General features: G+C 58.8%; 19 protein-coding genes and 1 pseudogene. 11 read left to right on the top strand and 9 right to left on the bottom strand.

What is annotated here, in order from left to right:
- Nucleotides 1–116, top strand: a pseudogene (locus ACRDT3_RS18355) (IS982 family transposase); the annotation flags it as partial.
- Between the two features lie 46 nt (nt 117–162).
- Here the strand turns inward: ACRDT3_RS18355 and ACRDT3_RS18350 are convergent.
- Together ACRDT3_RS18350 and ACRDT3_RS18345 are read right to left on the bottom strand one after the other, a co-directional pair.
- The gene (locus ACRDT3_RS18350) at nt 163–705 is read right to left on the bottom strand and encodes a hypothetical protein (RefSeq protein WP_431494362.1); all 543 of its coding nucleotides are present in this window, start codon (nt 703–705) and stop codon (nt 163–165) included.
- A complete protein-coding gene (locus ACRDT3_RS18345; protein ID WP_431494361.1) occupies nt 705–944 on the bottom strand; it encodes a hypothetical protein in 240 nt (79 codons plus the stop codon). Before ACRDT3_RS18345 ends, ACRDT3_RS18350 begins: the two co-directional genes overlap by 1 nt.
- A 162-nt stretch (nt 945–1,106) precedes the next feature.
- Here ACRDT3_RS18345 and ACRDT3_RS18340 point away from each other — a divergent pair, with 162 nt between their 5' ends.
- The 4 genes from ACRDT3_RS18340 to ACRDT3_RS18325 are packed head-to-tail and all read left to right on the top strand — an operon-like array spanning nt 1,107 to nt 6,093.
- The gene (locus tag ACRDT3_RS18340) at nt 1,107–4,259 is read left to right on the top strand and encodes an AAA domain-containing protein (RefSeq protein WP_431494360.1); all 3,153 of its coding nucleotides are present in this window, start codon (nt 1,107–1,109) and stop codon (nt 4,257–4,259) included.
- Nucleotides 4,260–4,276: 17 nt separating this feature from the next.
- On the top strand, nt 4,277–5,035 hold the full coding sequence (locus tag ACRDT3_RS18335) for a class I SAM-dependent methyltransferase (RefSeq protein WP_431494359.1): 759 nt from the start codon (nt 4,277–4,279) through the stop codon (nt 5,033–5,035).
- On the top strand, nt 5,028–5,573 hold the full coding sequence (locus tag ACRDT3_RS18330) for a GNAT family N-acetyltransferase (protein ID WP_431494358.1): 546 nt from the start codon (nt 5,028–5,030) through the stop codon (nt 5,571–5,573). The genes ACRDT3_RS18335 and ACRDT3_RS18330 overlap by 8 nt, the downstream gene beginning before the upstream one ends.
- Nucleotides 5,566–6,093, top strand: a complete 528-nt coding sequence (locus ACRDT3_RS18325) for a 2'-5' RNA ligase family protein (protein ID WP_431494357.1) — start codon at nt 5,566–5,568, stop codon at nt 6,091–6,093. The genes ACRDT3_RS18330 and ACRDT3_RS18325 overlap by 8 nt, the downstream gene beginning before the upstream one ends.
- Here the strand turns inward: ACRDT3_RS18325 and ACRDT3_RS18320 are convergent.
- A complete protein-coding gene (locus ACRDT3_RS18320; protein WP_431494356.1) occupies nt 6,090–6,734 on the bottom strand; it encodes a CDP-alcohol phosphatidyltransferase family protein in 645 nt (214 codons plus the stop codon). The two genes, ACRDT3_RS18325 and ACRDT3_RS18320, sit on opposite strands and share 4 nt — an antisense overlap.
- 111 nt (nt 6,735–6,845) lie before the next feature.
- Nucleotides 6,846–7,139 carry a Fe-S cluster assembly protein HesB gene (locus tag ACRDT3_RS18315; protein WP_431494355.1) on the bottom strand — a complete coding sequence of 98 codons (294 nt, stop codon included), beginning with the start codon at nt 7,137–7,139 and terminating at the stop codon, nt 6,846–6,848.
- Nucleotides 7,140–7,321: 182 nt separating this feature from the next.
- Between ACRDT3_RS18315 and ACRDT3_RS18310 the strand changes: the two genes are divergently transcribed.
- From ACRDT3_RS18310 to ACRDT3_RS18290, 5 genes are all read left to right on the top strand, one after another.
- On the top strand, nt 7,322–7,855 hold the full coding sequence (locus ACRDT3_RS18310) for a GNAT family N-acetyltransferase (RefSeq protein ID WP_431494354.1): 534 nt from the start codon (nt 7,322–7,324) through the stop codon (nt 7,853–7,855).
- A 56-nt stretch (nt 7,856–7,911) separates the two neighbouring features.
- Entirely contained in the window at nt 7,912–8,298 is a 387-nt protein-coding gene (locus ACRDT3_RS18305) for a VOC family protein (protein ID WP_431494353.1), read from the top strand.
- A gap of 67 nt (nt 8,299–8,365) precedes the next feature.
- Nucleotides 8,366–8,803 carry a GNAT family N-acetyltransferase gene (locus ACRDT3_RS18300; protein ID WP_431494352.1) on the top strand — a complete coding sequence of 146 codons (438 nt, stop codon included), beginning with the start codon at nt 8,366–8,368 and terminating at the stop codon, nt 8,801–8,803.
- Between the two features lie 129 nt (nt 8,804–8,932).
- Nucleotides 8,933–9,694, top strand: coding sequence for an isocitrate lyase/PEP mutase family protein (locus ACRDT3_RS18295; protein ID WP_431494351.1), 762 nt, complete (start codon nt 8,933–8,935; stop codon nt 9,692–9,694).
- A 57-nt stretch (nt 9,695–9,751) separates the two neighbouring features.
- Entirely contained in the window at nt 9,752–10,831 is a 1,080-nt protein-coding gene (locus ACRDT3_RS18290) for a tellurite resistance/C4-dicarboxylate transporter family protein (RefSeq protein ID WP_431494350.1), read from the top strand.
- Here ACRDT3_RS18290 and ACRDT3_RS18285 read toward each other — a convergent pair.
- Genes ACRDT3_RS18285 through ACRDT3_RS18275 form a run of 3 tightly spaced genes read right to left on the bottom strand, consistent with a single transcriptional unit; the run spans nt 10,828 to nt 12,211 of the window.
- Nucleotides 10,828–11,445: an NAD(P)-dependent oxidoreductase gene (locus tag ACRDT3_RS18285; RefSeq protein ID WP_431494349.1), complete on the bottom strand. Its 618-nt coding sequence runs from the start codon at nt 11,443–11,445 to the stop codon at nt 10,828–10,830. The two genes, ACRDT3_RS18290 and ACRDT3_RS18285, sit on opposite strands and share 4 nt — an antisense overlap.
- A 41-nt stretch (nt 11,446–11,486) precedes the next feature.
- Nucleotides 11,487–11,774 carry a transcriptional regulator gene (locus tag ACRDT3_RS18280; RefSeq protein WP_431494348.1) on the bottom strand — a complete coding sequence of 96 codons (288 nt, stop codon included), beginning with the start codon at nt 11,772–11,774 and terminating at the stop codon, nt 11,487–11,489.
- A gap of 5 nt (nt 11,775–11,779) precedes the next feature.
- Entirely contained in the window at nt 11,780–12,211 is a 432-nt protein-coding gene (locus ACRDT3_RS18275; RefSeq protein WP_431494347.1) for a hypothetical protein, read from the bottom strand.
- Between the two features lie 185 nt (nt 12,212–12,396).
- Here ACRDT3_RS18275 and ACRDT3_RS18270 point away from each other — a divergent pair, with 185 nt between their 5' ends.
- Nucleotides 12,397–13,101: a hypothetical protein gene (locus tag ACRDT3_RS18270; RefSeq protein WP_431494346.1), complete on the top strand. Its 705-nt coding sequence runs from the start codon at nt 12,397–12,399 to the stop codon at nt 13,099–13,101.
- Here ACRDT3_RS18270 and ACRDT3_RS18265 read toward each other — a convergent pair.
- Together ACRDT3_RS18265 and ACRDT3_RS18260 are read right to left on the bottom strand one after the other, a co-directional pair.
- Nucleotides 13,098–13,592 (bottom strand): DinB family protein, encoded by a 495-nt coding sequence (locus ACRDT3_RS18265; protein WP_431494345.1) that lies wholly within the window; start codon nt 13,590–13,592, stop codon nt 13,098–13,100. The genes ACRDT3_RS18270 and ACRDT3_RS18265 overlap by 4 nt on opposite strands.
- Nucleotides 13,589–14,476: a GNAT family N-acetyltransferase gene (locus ACRDT3_RS18260; protein ID WP_431494344.1), complete on the bottom strand. Its 888-nt coding sequence runs from the start codon at nt 14,474–14,476 to the stop codon at nt 13,589–13,591. Before ACRDT3_RS18260 ends, ACRDT3_RS18265 begins: the two co-directional genes overlap by 4 nt.
- Nucleotides 14,477–14,568: the final 92 nt, after the last annotated feature.

The following is a 14,568-nucleotide window of genomic DNA, read 5'->3' as shown; positions in this document are numbered from 1 at the left end:
TGGAGGGGATGGTGGCCCGGGTGGCGTGCAAGCTGTTGGCCATGGCGGCCGGGATCTGGCATAACTGGAAGATTGACGCCCCGCGCAAGCGTTCGCTGGTCTCGTATGACCACTGATTCCGCGGGGCGATCATTAGGAATTAATCATCTAGGTGAAATTGCTTCAGCTGCCTTGCCTGCGCAGATAGAAGCAGTCGGGGAAACGCGTTGATGCCGCGTGCCAGCCTTGGGCGGCAGATGGCATGGCCCGCGGTGTGAAGACGGAAACGCGCACTACTTCCCATGCGCAGTCGCTGCGTTCCAGCACGTGCTCCCCATGCAGGGAACGGATGAGCTTCCAGCCCTGCTGGCCAGCGGCCATAAGCTGTTCGATTTCATCGCTTCGGGACACAGGGCCTAGGACCCGCGTGGTTGCCGATGCCGTGGCGGGCTCATGGTGGCGGCTGTCGAAGCGTTGCTGCGCGGCTTGCCGCGAGATGCCCAAGGCGTTGCCGATCTTGGCCCAGCTGAGGCCGGCGGCCTGTGCCGAAGCGACTGCCTGGGACTGCAGTTGGCCAGAAGCCCGCGCAAGTTCACCGAAGATCGCCACCGAATGCAGGAGTGCTTCGGGGGACTGGTCCAAGGGTGCCGAGGGCAGATTCGCGCCCTTGGATGCCGCCAGCTTCGACAGCAGGACCTCAAGTTCCGCGATGTTTTCGGCAGGCATTAGTGCTCGCCATTTGTTGGGCGCCATCGGGTGTTGCGGGACTCCGCTCTGGATTTTTGAAGCAGCAGCACTATCAGGCCGACGAGGCATGCGAGCAAGGCGATCGTGGCTGCTATGCCCATGATGAGGGCGGGCAGCCCGGCTCCAATGAAAACTGCGAAGAGGGCAAGCGCGATACCGGCAACAAGCAACGCTGCCAACGCCTTGCGGGTGAAATGAATTCTCGAAGTCGTATCCATGTGTCAAGGGTAGGTTGACACTCCATTTGGTGTCTACACCTACTTGACGCTCTCTCGAGGACTGAAAGTCCCTCTGAACCTGCCGGCATTTACAATTGCGTTGTACAAAACCTCCGGTAGTGTTTCTGGCATCGCCAGAAACAGACAGATTAGGACTTTGCAATGGCAACTGCGTTACAGGTGGCGGACTACTTTTCCAAGATCTTGCGACGCGGGCGCCTCGAAGAAGTGCAGTTCAAGGAGTCGGAACCGTTCATCACGACCCCGCGGCAGCAGCTCAAACGCGGCATGCTCTCGGAGCAGGACACAGAGCTCTTATTCAAGCAGCGGGCATCTGCACGCCACTCGAAAAAGGCGCAGGAAAACGAACCTGCTGAATCTGTAAAAGAATCAGAAGGCGCTGCAGATCCAGGAAAAAGCACTCCCGAAGAAGAGCCGAGGAAAGAAAAACCGCTGTCAGTGGTGCTCTCCTTGGTCACCTTGGAGCCAGAAGCGGAACGTCCCGGCAGCCATCACACCGGATTGCTATTGCTAGCGGCCAAGCTGTTTCCTGATGGCCGTCTGATTCCGGAATTGGTCTCCGGTTCCACGCCTTGGATTCCTTCTCCAAGACTCGATTCGCCAATGGTTTCCGGGCTGCCGGTCATGGTGGGTTCGCTTGAAGATTTTTGGCAGTGCTCGCGTTCATATGTGCCCGCGCAGATCTCCCAGGCACCGAATCTCGGCGAAGCGATCGATTTGGCCACCAAGCTCTTTGAGGCGGTATCCCGGCAAAAATTGCCCACCTATGTCGAAAGCCATAAGCGGCAGGGGCAAAGCATTGAAACAGAGCTGTGTTTTGTCCAAAGCCTGGACAGGATCAATGCTGTCGGCGGGATACTGGATGCCTATGATTTCCTCGAACGGGAAGCTGAGGTTCCCGCATTGGTGCAACGCGTTGTTGACGGCTGGAGCGCAAATCGGGTTCCCGAAGGGCAGATTCAACAGGGCGATGGCTTGCTGCAGGCGGCGAAGCGCTCCTGCGGATCAATGAGCGATGGCTTCCCGCTGACCGCTTCGCAACGGCGAGCAGTGCATGCGCACCTGATGGAAACAGAAGGAGAAATCACCGCAGTCAACGGACCTCCAGGCACCGGAAAGACAACCATGCTGCAAAGCATCGTCGCCAACCTCATCACCAGCAGGGCCTTGGGCCAGCAGGAGCCCCCGGTTATCGTGGGATCCTCAACGAATAATCAGGCAGTCACCAATGTGATTTCATCATTCGCTTCCGTGACCAAGCAAGAACCCGGGGATCTGGACTACCGCTGGCTGCCAATGGAAAAGAACGGCCAAGCAGATGCCAACGAGGCATTGGCGTCGCTGGCCGTATATTGCCCTTCCCAAGCGAAACTCGACGAAGCCAAACGCACCTACCTGGTCGAGCAGCCCGGCAAGAGCTACACGTATTCCGACTACATCAACCCGGAGTACATTGCCGGTGCCAAAGATCGTTTCGTGTTCAGCGCATTCGAATATTTCGGCATCTCGAACGATATTCCTGAGCTGCAAATCTGGATTCACGATGCGCTGACGCAGCTGGAGCGGTATCGCATCGAACTGCTGGAAACGATGCATGCAGAAGGACGCTCAGAAAACTACCTGGACCTGTGCCGGCAGGTGCAATCGTGCCCGCACCTGCAATCCACGCAACGTGTCGCCGAACTGCAAGAATGCCGAAACCTGGAGGAACTGGACCAGCTGCTCGACGTCACCCTTCGGTATGCGCAGTTCTGGCTGGCCGTGCATTACTTCGAGGCGCAATGGTTACTGATCGTTGATCCGATCGAACCGGAGGAACGCTTCAAAAATACCAAAACCATCATGGGCAGGTACTGGCGCCAAGCAGCAGCATTGACTCCGTGCTTCGTGATGACCCTCTACCAGGTACCCAAGTACTTCAAGCTCTACGAAAAGCCGGATGCCCCAACTCGCTTCGACCTAGGACGCATCGATCTGCTCATCGTGGATGAAGCTGGGCAGGTGGACACGTCATTAGCGCTGCCAGCACTGGCCTTGGCCCAGCGGGCTGTCATTGTGGGCGATGAAAACCAGCTTTCACCGGTCTGGTCCATTGATGAACTCACCGATGCCGAGATCGCCGAAAGCTCAGGGATTCCACGGTCTTCATGGGAGGAAGACCTGTGCAAAAGGGGGATGTCGTGTTCAGCTCCTTCGAGCCTGATGCGAGCCGCCAGCCACGCTTCGGCCTGGAGCTATGGCGAGAATAAACCAGGATTGTTTCTTGCCGAGCACTTCAGATGCCACCCGGGGATCATTGAATTCTGCAATGAGCTGATCTATGACGGATTGCTTGACGCACGCCGTCCCGCCAAGGCATCAAAGCTCAATGCGTTGACCGAAGCCTTCCTCTTCACGGTAGTTCCCGATTCAAACGACACGCGAAACGGCTCAAGCCGCGAGAACTTGGCGGAGGCGAAGGCTGTCGCTGAATGGATCGTCCAGAACTACATGCGCTTCTTTGACCTGTACCATCACCAGGAACCAGTGGCCAACGATCTCGTGGCGGCCGAGGAGCTCATTGGCGTGGTCACTCCGTTCAGTGCCCAAGCACGATTGATCAGCAGGGAACTGGAAAATGCGGCCCGTGCCAGCACCGACCCCGAGCTGCCGGAAGAATCGTGGAAGCTGATAACCGTGGGCACAGCGCATAAATTGCAAGGCGCAGAGCGGCCCATCATCTTGTTCTCCGCAGCGTACGGCCAGAACAGCGCTCAGTCCGGGTTCATTGACGCCAACCCCGAACTGATGAACGTTGCCGCATCACGAGCAAAAGACCTCCTGATCGTTTTTGCTTCGGAGAACCGTTGGGGCACGGGCCGGGTCTTTGAAACCATGGCAGGATACGCGCACCAAGCCGATGCAGCATTCCCGCAACTTGCTCAGGACGCCCCAGCCGAAGAGCCGGAACCGCGCCGTCTCATCGAACCTGGGCAAGCAGCTACCGAAGCCGGGACTCATCCAGCCTCAGCAGATCCCGTGGCGCTCAGCGCCGTGGTCGACTCTTGGCGTGAGTCCGGGGTACTGCGGGCTGAAGACGTGGCCATGAAGGCAGCCAATTTGAATCAGCGTCTTGCCAAGGCAGGAGTCTTGGAAGGAAATGCAGGAGCGTGGAAACCTTCGGTATTGGCCCGAGTCCTCGGCGTGGTGACCGAGGAACGGAACAAGCCTGATGGAAGTACCTACCAATGGACCGGCTACACACAATCAATGCAAGAATTGTTGCGCACGCTGTACCTCGACGGAAAACTCTGAGAACGGAATAGGCCCAAGTGAGCTTCGCTGACTACGATCCACGAATCATTGCGCTCTACGACACGGACAATCCCGACGGACCGGATCATGACTATTACCGTGCCCTCGCGACGGAAACCAAAGCGCAACGGATCCTGGATCTAGGCTGCGGTACCGGTCTTTTGACGGTAACGCTTGCCAGCCCGCAAAGGACTGTCGTAGGGGTTGACCCCTCCCCGGTGATGCTGGAATACGCCAAGCAACGGTCCTACGCTGAGCGTGTCACATGGGTTGACGGCGACGCTTCGGCAATCGAGGGAGGACCCTTTGACTTGATGGTGATGACGGGGAACGTGGCCCAGCACATCCCAGGCCCGCAGTGGGCGGGAACCCTGAAACAGCTACGCGCTGCTGCGGCGAACGGGGCGGTGCTGGCTTTTGAAAGCAGGAACCCGTCGACTCGTGCCTGGGAAAAATGGAATGACGAAGTAGCTGCGACCCGGCAGACGCAATTCGGTCCGCTGACCGAATGGTGCGAAGCGGAAGAAGCCAGCCCGGGACTCGTCCGCTTGTCGTCCTATGCCAAGTTTGAACACTCGCAGGAAGTGCTGGTCGAAGAGCTGGACCTGGCCTTCCGCAGTGCCGAGCAGATCAGAGGAGATCTTGTTGCCGCAGGGTTCAAAGTTCGCGCAATTTGGGGTGGCTGGCAGAAGGATCCATTCAACGGAGAACAACCCCTGATGATCTTCGAGGCGGAAGCGATCCAGGGAAGGACCGGGGCAACCGCCCATGGATAGGCAACCTTCCAAGCTGCCGGTCACCAGGATTTCCATCGAACAGGCAGGCTGCCTGCAACTGCTGATGGAAAGCAACCCGGGATATTCGCAACGTGTCACCGGGGCCGGCCCCGCATCCGACGCCGCAGTTCAGGCGTTGAGCGCCCTGCCACCGAAGGTGCAAGCCGAACAGAAAATTGATCTTGGCCTTTGGGAAGGCGAAGAACTGGCCGGATTCGCAGATCTGATTGTCGGCTGGCCGAGACTAAATACAGTTCACATCGGATTGCTCATGGTCGATGGAGCCAGGCAGGGACGAGGCCTGGGGAAGCAGATCCATGAAACGGTGCTCACTTTGATCCAGGACCATCCGTCAATCACCGCCTGCCGGATTTCGATTGTCGATACAAATGCCGCTGAAGCGGAACCGTTCTGGAAGAGCCTGGGCTACGAGCCCACCGGAGAAATCAGCAATTACGGGGTGGGGGACAAGCAGTCATGCGCACGCACGTGGTCGCGTCCGGTCACCAGCATGAGGAAGGAAAACCTCGATGAGTAGGTCCCCAGACAACATCTTGTTGCACCTTCCAGAAGAGCAAGAACAGCAAGTGCGGGAGGTCTTTGACCAATTGGCGAAGCGAGGCTTCCCCGCCCAACAACAGACTCCGCATATCACCATCACCTTTTCGCCCAGCATGAGCGAGGTCGTGGCGCAGCGGGCTGCAGAATTACTACCTGCGCTCATCCCAGCGAGCTTCCAACGGGTGGGCACTATTGTCTTTGGCACGAAGCGCAAGCAGACGGTTGCATGGCTGTTGGAAACCACGGATGCCTTGGAAATGGCAGCCCGGGAAATCAGCGCGCTGAACCCTGACGGACGCGGACCCCGGTGGACCCCGCACCTGACCATGGGGTTGCGGCTGCCACGCGAAATTGTTCCTGACTACATCCGTGCACTTGATGAGCTGGCGTCAACGCAGCTCCGGGAAGTGACTGCCAGCCGGGCAGCTTTGTGGAAGCCGCGAATACCGGAACTGACGCTCCTGGCCGGAGCAATGCAGCAGGAAAACCGCGACTAGCTGGCCGATGCTCCTTGCTCTTTGGCAGAAGCACGCATGATGCGCAGATAGCCGAAGCCGACAAATAGATGCAGCACCGTACCGGCGGTCAAAATGGCTACGCCCGGGGTTGCCAGCACCGAAAATTCGGGGATCCTGCCAAACGCCACGCAGGCCAGCCCCAGCATCATGATGGCGGTGCGGATCTTTCCCAGCCATGTGGAAGCCGGCGGGGAGCCCAGGCGCAATAAGAAATAGGTGCACAGCAGGATCAGGTCAGTGACGAAGATGGCCAGGCCAACCCATAAGGGGATCGCCCCGTTGATCACCAAGGCGATAGCGATAGCCACGATGCCCAAGCGATCCGCTATGGGATCCAGCAGGACACCTAGATGAGAGACTTGATTGAACTTGCGGGCAATAAACCCATCAACCCAGTCGCTCAGGCCAAAGGCAAGAAGCAGAACCGCCGTCAGCGCCGGTTCGGTATCGGCCACCAAATAGCCGACGATGGGAACCACCAGGAGAAAACGAATAATCGTGATGGCGTTCGGAATCGTCGCCCACTCATGTTTGCGTACCGCGCGCGTTTCCACTGCTTTCCCCTTTCCCTTAGTTGAACGATGACGCACTGCGCCGCAATATACAAGGGCGCGAGCCACCTGGCCTGCAAATAAAATCCGTGCAGCGGGCCGATGGATCTTGTTAACGAACTGTGGGGGTCGTCCCGAAGGACGACCCCCATAGCCAAAGCTAAAGGGCAGGGTGCGGAATTAGCCCTGCTCAAGGAGCTGGAAGCTTACGCCGCCCTGCTCGTCCACCGCCGCGTCGAGTACTTTGCCCTCTAAAGCGTCGGCAATCGCCTCATCCACGTAGACAGGGCTGCCTTCGGTAGCCACTACGCCATCGGTGCTTTCGGGAGCGGGGACAATCTGCAGGCCGAAAGCGGCATCTTCTGGGTGGGTGCTGTCTGCCTGCATGATGCGCAGGCCAGCGGTTTCTTCCTCGGCCTGGTTGGTGACGATCGCGGTCACGATCGATGCTGCTTGGTCGGTCAGTGCGAGCACGAGGGCTCTCCTTCCGGTTGAGGACATACCAAGTTCAGGGCATGTGGGTGCCACGATTCCAAAAAACGCAATGAAACTCAACACCGCTTAACAGCTGCGCAACATGCTTGGACTTGAACCCCGCCAGCCCGATAGGCTCCGCCCCAACACATAGACTGGCGTTGACCTGCAAAGGAGAACTAATGCGCAACGATCAGGCAGCCAACGGCAAGAGTGCCGCAGGTCCTGGAATACGCTTGGCTAATTTTCAAGCGCAGGATCTGCCTGCAGTCCATGCCTTTGCTGCTGACCCGGTGGTTTGCCAATACTCGACATGGGGCCCTAACCAACTGGCCGATACCCAAGAATTTCTCGCCGATGCACTGGTCGAGCAACCGCACAGGGCCTTGCAGGCGGTCATGCTCGGTGATGTTCTCATCGGTTCAGCTTCAGTGTGGGTTACCGACCGGAAGGCCAAGGCCGGGGAGATCGGCTACACCCTGAATCGAGGATACTGGGGAAATGGATACGCCACCGAAACCGCTGGACTCCTGCTCCGTCTGGGATTCGAAGTTCTTGGTTTGGAACGGATCAGTGCAACCTGCGATGCGAGAAACGCAGCTTCCATCCGAGTCCTTGAAAAGACCGGATTCAAGCTGAAAGGGCGCCGGGTTGAAGATCCAGAAAGCAGCACCGGACGGGCTGAAACCCTGCTCTTCAATATTGGCCGAGCCTAGCCTTGGACAGGCTCCTTGCAGGTATATTGGCAGCAACAGCCAAGAGGAAGGCCCAGATGAGACTCCATCACGTTCAGGTGTCGATGCCACGCGGCCAAGAAGCTGAAGCCCGCCGTTTCTATGGAGAAGCCCTGGGGCTAACCGAAGTCCCTAAGCCCCCTTCCCTTGCCGGCAGGGGAGGATGCTGGTTCCGTGCTTTCAACGCAGATACTGTTGTGGTGGAAATCCATCTGGGCGTAGACGATCCATTCATTCCAGCCAAGAAAGCGCATCCGGGATTGGTATGCGACTCGGAAGAGGAGTGGGAAACCCTCGCTGGCCGTATCGACTCCATGGGCTATGAACTTTCCTGGGCAGAGCGTGAAACCTTTGAAGGATATCTGCGGTTCCATGCCCGTGACGGGTTCGGGAATCGTTTGGAAATCATGACCCCAGCCCGCTAGCGCAATTACTTTCCGGTCAGGAGCAATAGTGGAACAATCCCGCTTCGCAGCAACCAGGGACCATCCCGTGCCAGAGGATGTTGCGCGGTTGCTTGCCACCGTTCCCGAATGGTTCGGCCAACCTGAATCGAACGCAGAGTACATCCAAGCCGCGAGGAACAAGGAAACCTGGACCGTTCGCAATGGACAGGGCGCAGTGCTCGGTGTGCTCTTGGCCGAACGGCACTACGCCCACTGCGCTGAGATCCATCTGATGGTGGTCGACCGTGGATACCACGGCGGCGGAATCGGCTCGGCCTTGTGCGCAGCTATTGAAGCTGACGCGCTCGCCAGGGGAGTCCAGCTCTTGCAGGTCAAGACCTTGGGTCCTTCGCACCCGGATGCCGGCTACGCGAAAACTCGGCGATTCTATGAAAAACAGGGATTCCTGCCCTTGGAGGAAACCAGCCTCTGGCGAGCTGGGACGCCCTGCTTGATTATGGTTAAACCGCTAACTGACAAGTAGCAAATGGATCGAAATGGTGCCTGATTCCGGCGCGAATGCCGAATCCTAGGAGTTCATCTTCCAGTTGTTTCCATAGGGGAGTCCGAGCCGTAGACTAGGTGGATTCCGTCACGACCCTAGGAGATATCCTTGACTGAAATTTCAGCTCTCGCCCAGAACCTCGCCAAGCAACACGCCTCGGGTGAACTGCTGGTGATGCCAACCGTGTGGGATGCCTTCAGCGCCAACGTCGCGGCATCCGCCGGCTTCGCCTCGCTGACTGTCGGCAGCCACCCGGTCGCCGATGCATTGGGCAGCGAAGATGGCGAGAAGATGGACTTCGCAGACTACCTGGCTGCGGTTCGGCATATCACCAGCAGTGTCGATGTGCCGGTCAGCGCTGACGTTGAATCTGGCTACGGCCTGGATCCGAAAGAACTCTTCGAACGCGTTGTGGCAGGGGGCGCGGTAGGCGTGAATATCGAAGATGTTCTCCACCGTGAAGGCGGCCGTGTCCGTGAACGCCAGGAGCATGCGGACTACATTAACGGCGTTCGCCAAGCAGCAGATGCAGCAGGCATCGATTTCGTGATCAACGGACGCACCGATGCCGCGAAGCTGGCAGATAAGTTCGCAGACCCGCTGGGTGAAGCAATCGAGCGCATCAAGCTGATGGAGCAGGCCGGTGCGCGTAGCGTGTATCCGGTGGCGCTGGCCAATGCGGATCAGGTTGCGCAGGTCGTGCAAGCAGTCGGCATTCCGGTGAACGTGACGGCCCACCCGGTCAAGGCGCACCCCGCCGGTGACCTCGCAGCCTTGCGTGAGCTAGGGGTTCGCCGCGTGAGCTTCGGACCGTTGTGGCAAATGTGGTTGGCCGAGATGTCCGGCAAGCAGCTCGGAGCTTGGCTCTAGGCCCTCGCTGGATTACGGGATTGCACCTCCCGCAGGCAACGGCCGTACGCTGGATGAATGGATGAACGGCAAACCCAGCAAAGACCGGCACCTTCCAATCCTTCTGTGTTCCGTGGAGTTCTGGAAAATCTGTCTCCGGGGTATTTTGCCCTGACGATGGGCACCGGCATTGTCTCCGTTGGCCTTCACGAAGCGGGATGGGACCTGTTTTCCCGTATCCTGCTTGTGATCGCAGCGGTGACGTATGCACTGCTGTGGGTGCTGTACATCTGGCGGGCCGTAGCCTTCAGCGAAGCCATGAAGGCAGATCTTCGCGGACCGGAAATGGCATTCGGATACTTCACCGTTGTTGCCGGCACCGATGTTCTGGCCGTGCGTTTGGGTGCCGAGGGATTCGGCGCGATCTCCATGGGGCTGGTGACCCTCGCGGCCATTCTCTGGTTCATCTTCGGTTACGCGTTGCCGTGGCAGGTCTTCCTGACCAGGGATGGAAAGCCGATTCTCTCCCGGGTCAACGGCACCTGGTTCATTTGGGCGGTAGCGAGCCAATCCTTGGCCATCGGCCTGAGTGTCATCCAGCCGTATGCGGCGAATGGAAAATCCCTGATCGGCTTGTTGGCCGTGCTGACATGGTCGGTGGGTGTCGCGCTCTACGCCGGCGTGGCCGTGCTGGTGCTGCTGCGGATCTTGTACTTCGGGATGACGCCGAAAGAATTTGAACCACCGTACTGGGTGGCTATGGGAGCCATGGCCATTGCCGTCGTGGCAGGCAGCAAGATTATCGCCATGGAATCCACGCCAATGGTTGATGCAACCCGTGCGCTGATTGCCGGGACGGTTGCGGCCTTCTGGAGCTACTGCCTCTGGCTGATTCCAATTTTGGTGGGGGCTGGGGTGTGGCGGCATGTGGTGCATCGCGTTCCGCTGGCGTATACGCCCACGCTCTGGTCAATTGTATTCCCGATCGGAATGTTCGCAGTAGCGTCGATCAATCTGGGCCGGGTTGACTCGTTGCCGGTGGTGGAAACGATTGGGCATGGTGCGCTGATTGCCGCACTGCTGGTGTGGACCACGGCCTTGGTTGCCATGATCCGCCACTATATTCTGCTCGCTTGGCGCAACCGCACCAGTTGCTAGTTGCTGATGCCGTAGGCCGCCCTGATGCCGTCGTTGCTCTCAAGGGTTCCGAGCATGAACGCGGCCAGATCATCACGCGTGATGGTTCCACCCAACCGGCCTGGTTCGCCAACTTGCAATGCGGTCCACTTGCCGAGGGCAGGCTTATTGCCCAATCCGGTCGGGCGCACAATGCTCCAATCCAAGCCCGAATCCTCCACTAGTTTTTCCTGCTCGGTGTGATCAGCCAATGGCTTGGCCAATAGCACTTTGGAGATGAAACCGATGACGCCAGGAAGTTGCGAGCCGGAATTGCCGGCGCCCAGGGAAGACTGAATCAGCAGGCGCTTGGGACCGTTTGCCTGCATTGCGTGGACAACACTGCGAGTGAAACTGGTGCGGGCGTTTTTCTTTCCTTTGCTACCACCCACGGTGATAGCTACCGCGTCGGCGCCGGCAATCGCCTGCACTGCAAATTCAGGATCAGAAGCATCGCCCTTGAGCTGATTTATTTTCCCATGCGCAGTGCGCGAACCGCTTCGCGAGACCACGGTAACTTCATGGGATGCTTGGCGTGCGATCTCAGCCAGCGCGGCGCCGGTTCCGCCGTTGCCACCGATAATAACGAGTTTCATGAGTTCTTTCCTTGAAGCGTGACGGCATCAGGTGCCCTGCACTATTCTCCCGCAATACGGTTGAGAGTTTTCATCAGTTTCTTGAAGGTGCGCTGTCCGCTGTCCGATAGGCGCACGCGGGTGATGCCGTAGCGGTATTTGCGCTCCTTGGATATATGGATTAATTCACGATTTTCCAAGTCCTTGAGAATCTTTGAAAGGTCGGTGGTGGGCAGCTCCGTGGCTTCTTGAAGTCCAGCGAAATCCGCCTGTTCGACTTGGCTCAGGTGGGCCAGCGTAACGAATCTCTTGGGTGACAGAAGCAAAGGATCAAGTTCTCGGTAATTCATGGAGCTCAGCGCCGAATCAGCAGGAAGAGATAGTAGCCCAGCCACAGCACTGGTGCGAGGCCTCCCAGCAGCAGCGCTTCGGGCCAGGGTGCGGTTTCGTGATGGACGATGCTTCGCCAAATAGGCAGGATCAACCAGGTGGCAAAAATGGCCGGGACCGTACGGGCACCGCGATAGCGCGGTTCATTGATGCGGCGTTGCCGCGCAGCGAACCAGTGATTCGCGGACAAGAAGGCAATAATTGCTGGCGCTATGGAGATCCAGCCGTATCCGGACAGTGCCAGAAGTCCTGCAGCCAATGATGCGGCAACGATGATGATCGCCATCGCGTGATCGACTGCCTTGAGCTCGCGGCGGGGGCGGTTGGGGACCGAACCGAGCAGTTGCTGCGCCTTGCCGGGAGATAGCGGGGTGGATGAACTAGATTCATGGCTCATGCTTCAACTTTTGCAACTAGTTGCAATTTTTGCAAGTAGTATTTTGTTTCAATCCCGTATCTGTTTTACATCTTTTATGATCGGAGGGTTGAGGAACTGCTAGTCTCGGCCAGAGGCAGCTAATCCAACCCACGGCACCGAGGCGCGTCAAGATGATTTCTTTTCCTGCTCAACGTAAACCAGCCATGAAGCAACGTCGAAGTGCATTCGCTTGGCAACCCGAATCCGATACGCTCATTGCCCTGGCCACCTTGCTGGCGTTTTCCCTGTGCTACTACGCGGGGACCACGATCAATAGCCTTTTTCTCTGGCTCGGCATCTTGGTCTTCGGAACCCTCATCCCTCTCTGGACGGTGCTGCACCGGCGCCGAGAAACTATTGCCGGGGTGGGGATCACGAGAAAATTCCTGCTTGCGTCCCTCGTTATTTCCTTGGTTCTGGGTGCCGGGTCCGCCTACCAGCTGGTCACCTTGGCCAACGCCAGCGGTGCCGATATCGCAAGCCATCTGGCGGCGAACTTCTTGGTCTTGTGGGAACCATTCTTTGTCTTTGGCTGGCTGTATCTGCGGTGGGAACGCGCTTTCGGGTGGCTGCCAGCTATTGCGCTGACCGGCCTGGGCTTCATGGTTCAGCATCTCGGTTCGGTCCCGGCGGCGGCGGCAGCAGGATTCGGTGTTTTCGCGATCATGTTCGCAATTGCCTTTGCCCTGGTGCGCAACCTCGCGGTGTTGTGGCCGCTGTTCTACCCAGTAGCCAGCGGGATCGGGACCTTGCAGGCTGGGTTCGCGATGGGATGGAGCGACGCCGGCATCTCGGCTATCGTTCTGGTGCTCCAGCTGATGATCTTCTGGTGGCTCGCCAAGAAGGCCAAAAGCCTGCCCGCAGCCTAGTCCAAGGCGCCAGCGGCATAGGCAGCCTGCCCGACATGGACTGCCGCGTCGTCAATGATCGATACCAAGCGCACCCCACGGGTTACCGACGGGTCCCAGCTGCGATCAATGATTTCGCCGAGCTCTTCCTCGCCCAGTCTTGAGGCGTAGCCGCTGAGCGCGGAAAGGCACGCCTCCAAATAGTCCAAGAGAAGCTGCTGGTCGGTGACGATGATCGAGCGAGCCTGCTCGGCGCTGTGCCCGAAGCCCATCGAATCACCGAGCTCGCCCAAATTGAAGCGTTCCCGGAACTGCTCCCAGAGTTCAGGCTGACCGCTCAGGGCCGAAAGCTGGATATCTGCTTCACGCCCCGAATGCCATAGAAGCCACGCAATGGAGTTGGGATGGTTGCCCGGGTGCGCGTTGAGCTGCTCAACGCTCAGCTGCGGAAGCGCACGCACCGCGTCTATGGGTCGCTGGGCCAAGTCGGCCAGGAACTCGGAGACTTTCATGATTCCTCGGTATTCCCGCGATGCCAGTCGCAGGATTCGTCATCGGCAATGAATTCGGCGGCGAGATAGGTGGCAACGGCCGCAGTATTGTCGCTCGAAGTGCACACCAGGGCGCTGGATGCTCCCATGGATCGCAGCTCTGCAGCGGCTGCCAGGCTGATCGCCGTGCCGAACCCCTGGCCGCGAGAGGCCGCGTGCACCGCTATCGGCTCCAGCAGCCCTGGGCGTCCGGTACCAGCAGACCAGACCGCCGCGACAGCCAGCGGGTTCATGTCGCTGTCATAGGCGGCCAGGCATTGCCCCTGGGCATAGATGGGAGTGCTGGCCATGGTGTGCCAGCGCTGCACTGCACGCGCCAAGTCTTCTGCGGAGAAATCGGGGCCACGAAAGGCATTAAGGTGGACTTCCATCCACTGGCCGGCTTGGGCGGAATCGACCCGTCGGAAGGTAAGCTCCGGCAGATGCACCGGAGTATCCAGCGAACGGCGCAAGGGAGTCCAGGCTTCACCCGGAACCCACCCATTGGCCTGCAGGACCTTGCCCAAGGCCGTCGCGCCGCGGGCTTCGATATTGGCACTTGCGGAAGGGAAGATCCGATGTTGCGGCGAGAGAAGGTCGGCGTGGATCTGCTCGGCCAGCGGCTGGATGCCAACGTAGTCCGGATGCAGGGCCATCCGAATGAGATCCGGGCCATCGAGCAGGCCAATGGCATAAATCGATTCGCGATCCGCCCAGACCCGCAGGCTTCGCGCGGTGATTTCCAGACCCCGCATGGCATACCAGCCCACATCGCCGGGATGCAGCTGCAGGGGCAGGCCATCGCGCTGCCAGCTGGCGAGCTCATCTACGAGGTCGGCAACCTGCGCCGCGGCGGGGGTAAGCATTCTAAGGCCCATTGGCCTATTCAAGCACTGGGCATGCCAGGGGACAAGGGTTCGCCATAGGCAGCGGGCCGGCAGCATCCGCGGGATGCTGC

This window comes from Glutamicibacter sp. (genome assembly GCF_050701915.1).
GTDB lineage: Bacteria > Actinomycetota > Actinomycetes > Actinomycetales > Micrococcaceae > Glutamicibacter.
The sequence above is the reverse complement of the archived record's forward strand: the minus strand, read 5'-3'. Positions and strand labels throughout refer to the sequence as shown.

Coding starts and splice junctions, on each gene's coding strand:
- ACRDT3_RS18275 (WP_431494347.1), bottom strand. CDS start 12,211: ATGAGCCATGAATCTAGTTCATCCACCCCGCTATCTCCCGGCAAGGCG.
- ACRDT3_RS18310 (WP_431494354.1), top strand. CDS start 7,322: ATGCGCAACGATCAGGCAGCCAACGGCAAGAGTGCCGCAGGTCCTGGA.
- ACRDT3_RS18285 (WP_431494349.1), bottom strand. CDS start 11,445: ATGAAACTCGTTATTATCGGTGGCAACGGCGGAACCGGCGCCGCGCTG.
- ACRDT3_RS18345 (WP_431494361.1), bottom strand. CDS start 944: ATGGATACGACTTCGAGAATTCATTTCACCCGCAAGGCGTTGGCAGCG.
- ACRDT3_RS18305 (WP_431494353.1), top strand. CDS start 7,912: ATGAGACTCCATCACGTTCAGGTGTCGATGCCACGCGGCCAAGAAGCT.
- ACRDT3_RS18260 (WP_431494344.1), bottom strand. CDS start 14,476: ATGCTTACCCCCGCCGCGGCGCAGGTTGCCGACCTCGTAGATGAGCTC.
- ACRDT3_RS18350 (WP_431494362.1), bottom strand. CDS start 705: ATGCCTGCCGAAAACATCGCGGAACTTGAGGTCCTGCTGTCGAAGCTG.
- ACRDT3_RS18330 (WP_431494358.1), top strand. CDS start 5,028: ATGGATAGGCAACCTTCCAAGCTGCCGGTCACCAGGATTTCCATCGAA.
- ACRDT3_RS18325 (WP_431494357.1), top strand. CDS start 5,566: ATGAGTAGGTCCCCAGACAACATCTTGTTGCACCTTCCAGAAGAGCAA.
- ACRDT3_RS18340 (WP_431494360.1), top strand. CDS start 1,107: ATGGCAACTGCGTTACAGGTGGCGGACTACTTTTCCAAGATCTTGCGA.
- ACRDT3_RS18265 (WP_431494345.1), bottom strand. CDS start 13,592: ATGAAAGTCTCCGAGTTCCTGGCCGACTTGGCCCAGCGACCCATAGAC.
- ACRDT3_RS18290 (WP_431494350.1), top strand. CDS start 9,752: ATGGATGAACGGCAAACCCAGCAAAGACCGGCACCTTCCAATCCTTCT.
- ACRDT3_RS18280 (WP_431494348.1), bottom strand. CDS start 11,774: ATGAATTACCGAGAACTTGATCCTTTGCTTCTGTCACCCAAGAGATTC.
- ACRDT3_RS18270 (WP_431494346.1), top strand. CDS start 12,397: ATGAAGCAACGTCGAAGTGCATTCGCTTGGCAACCCGAATCCGATACG.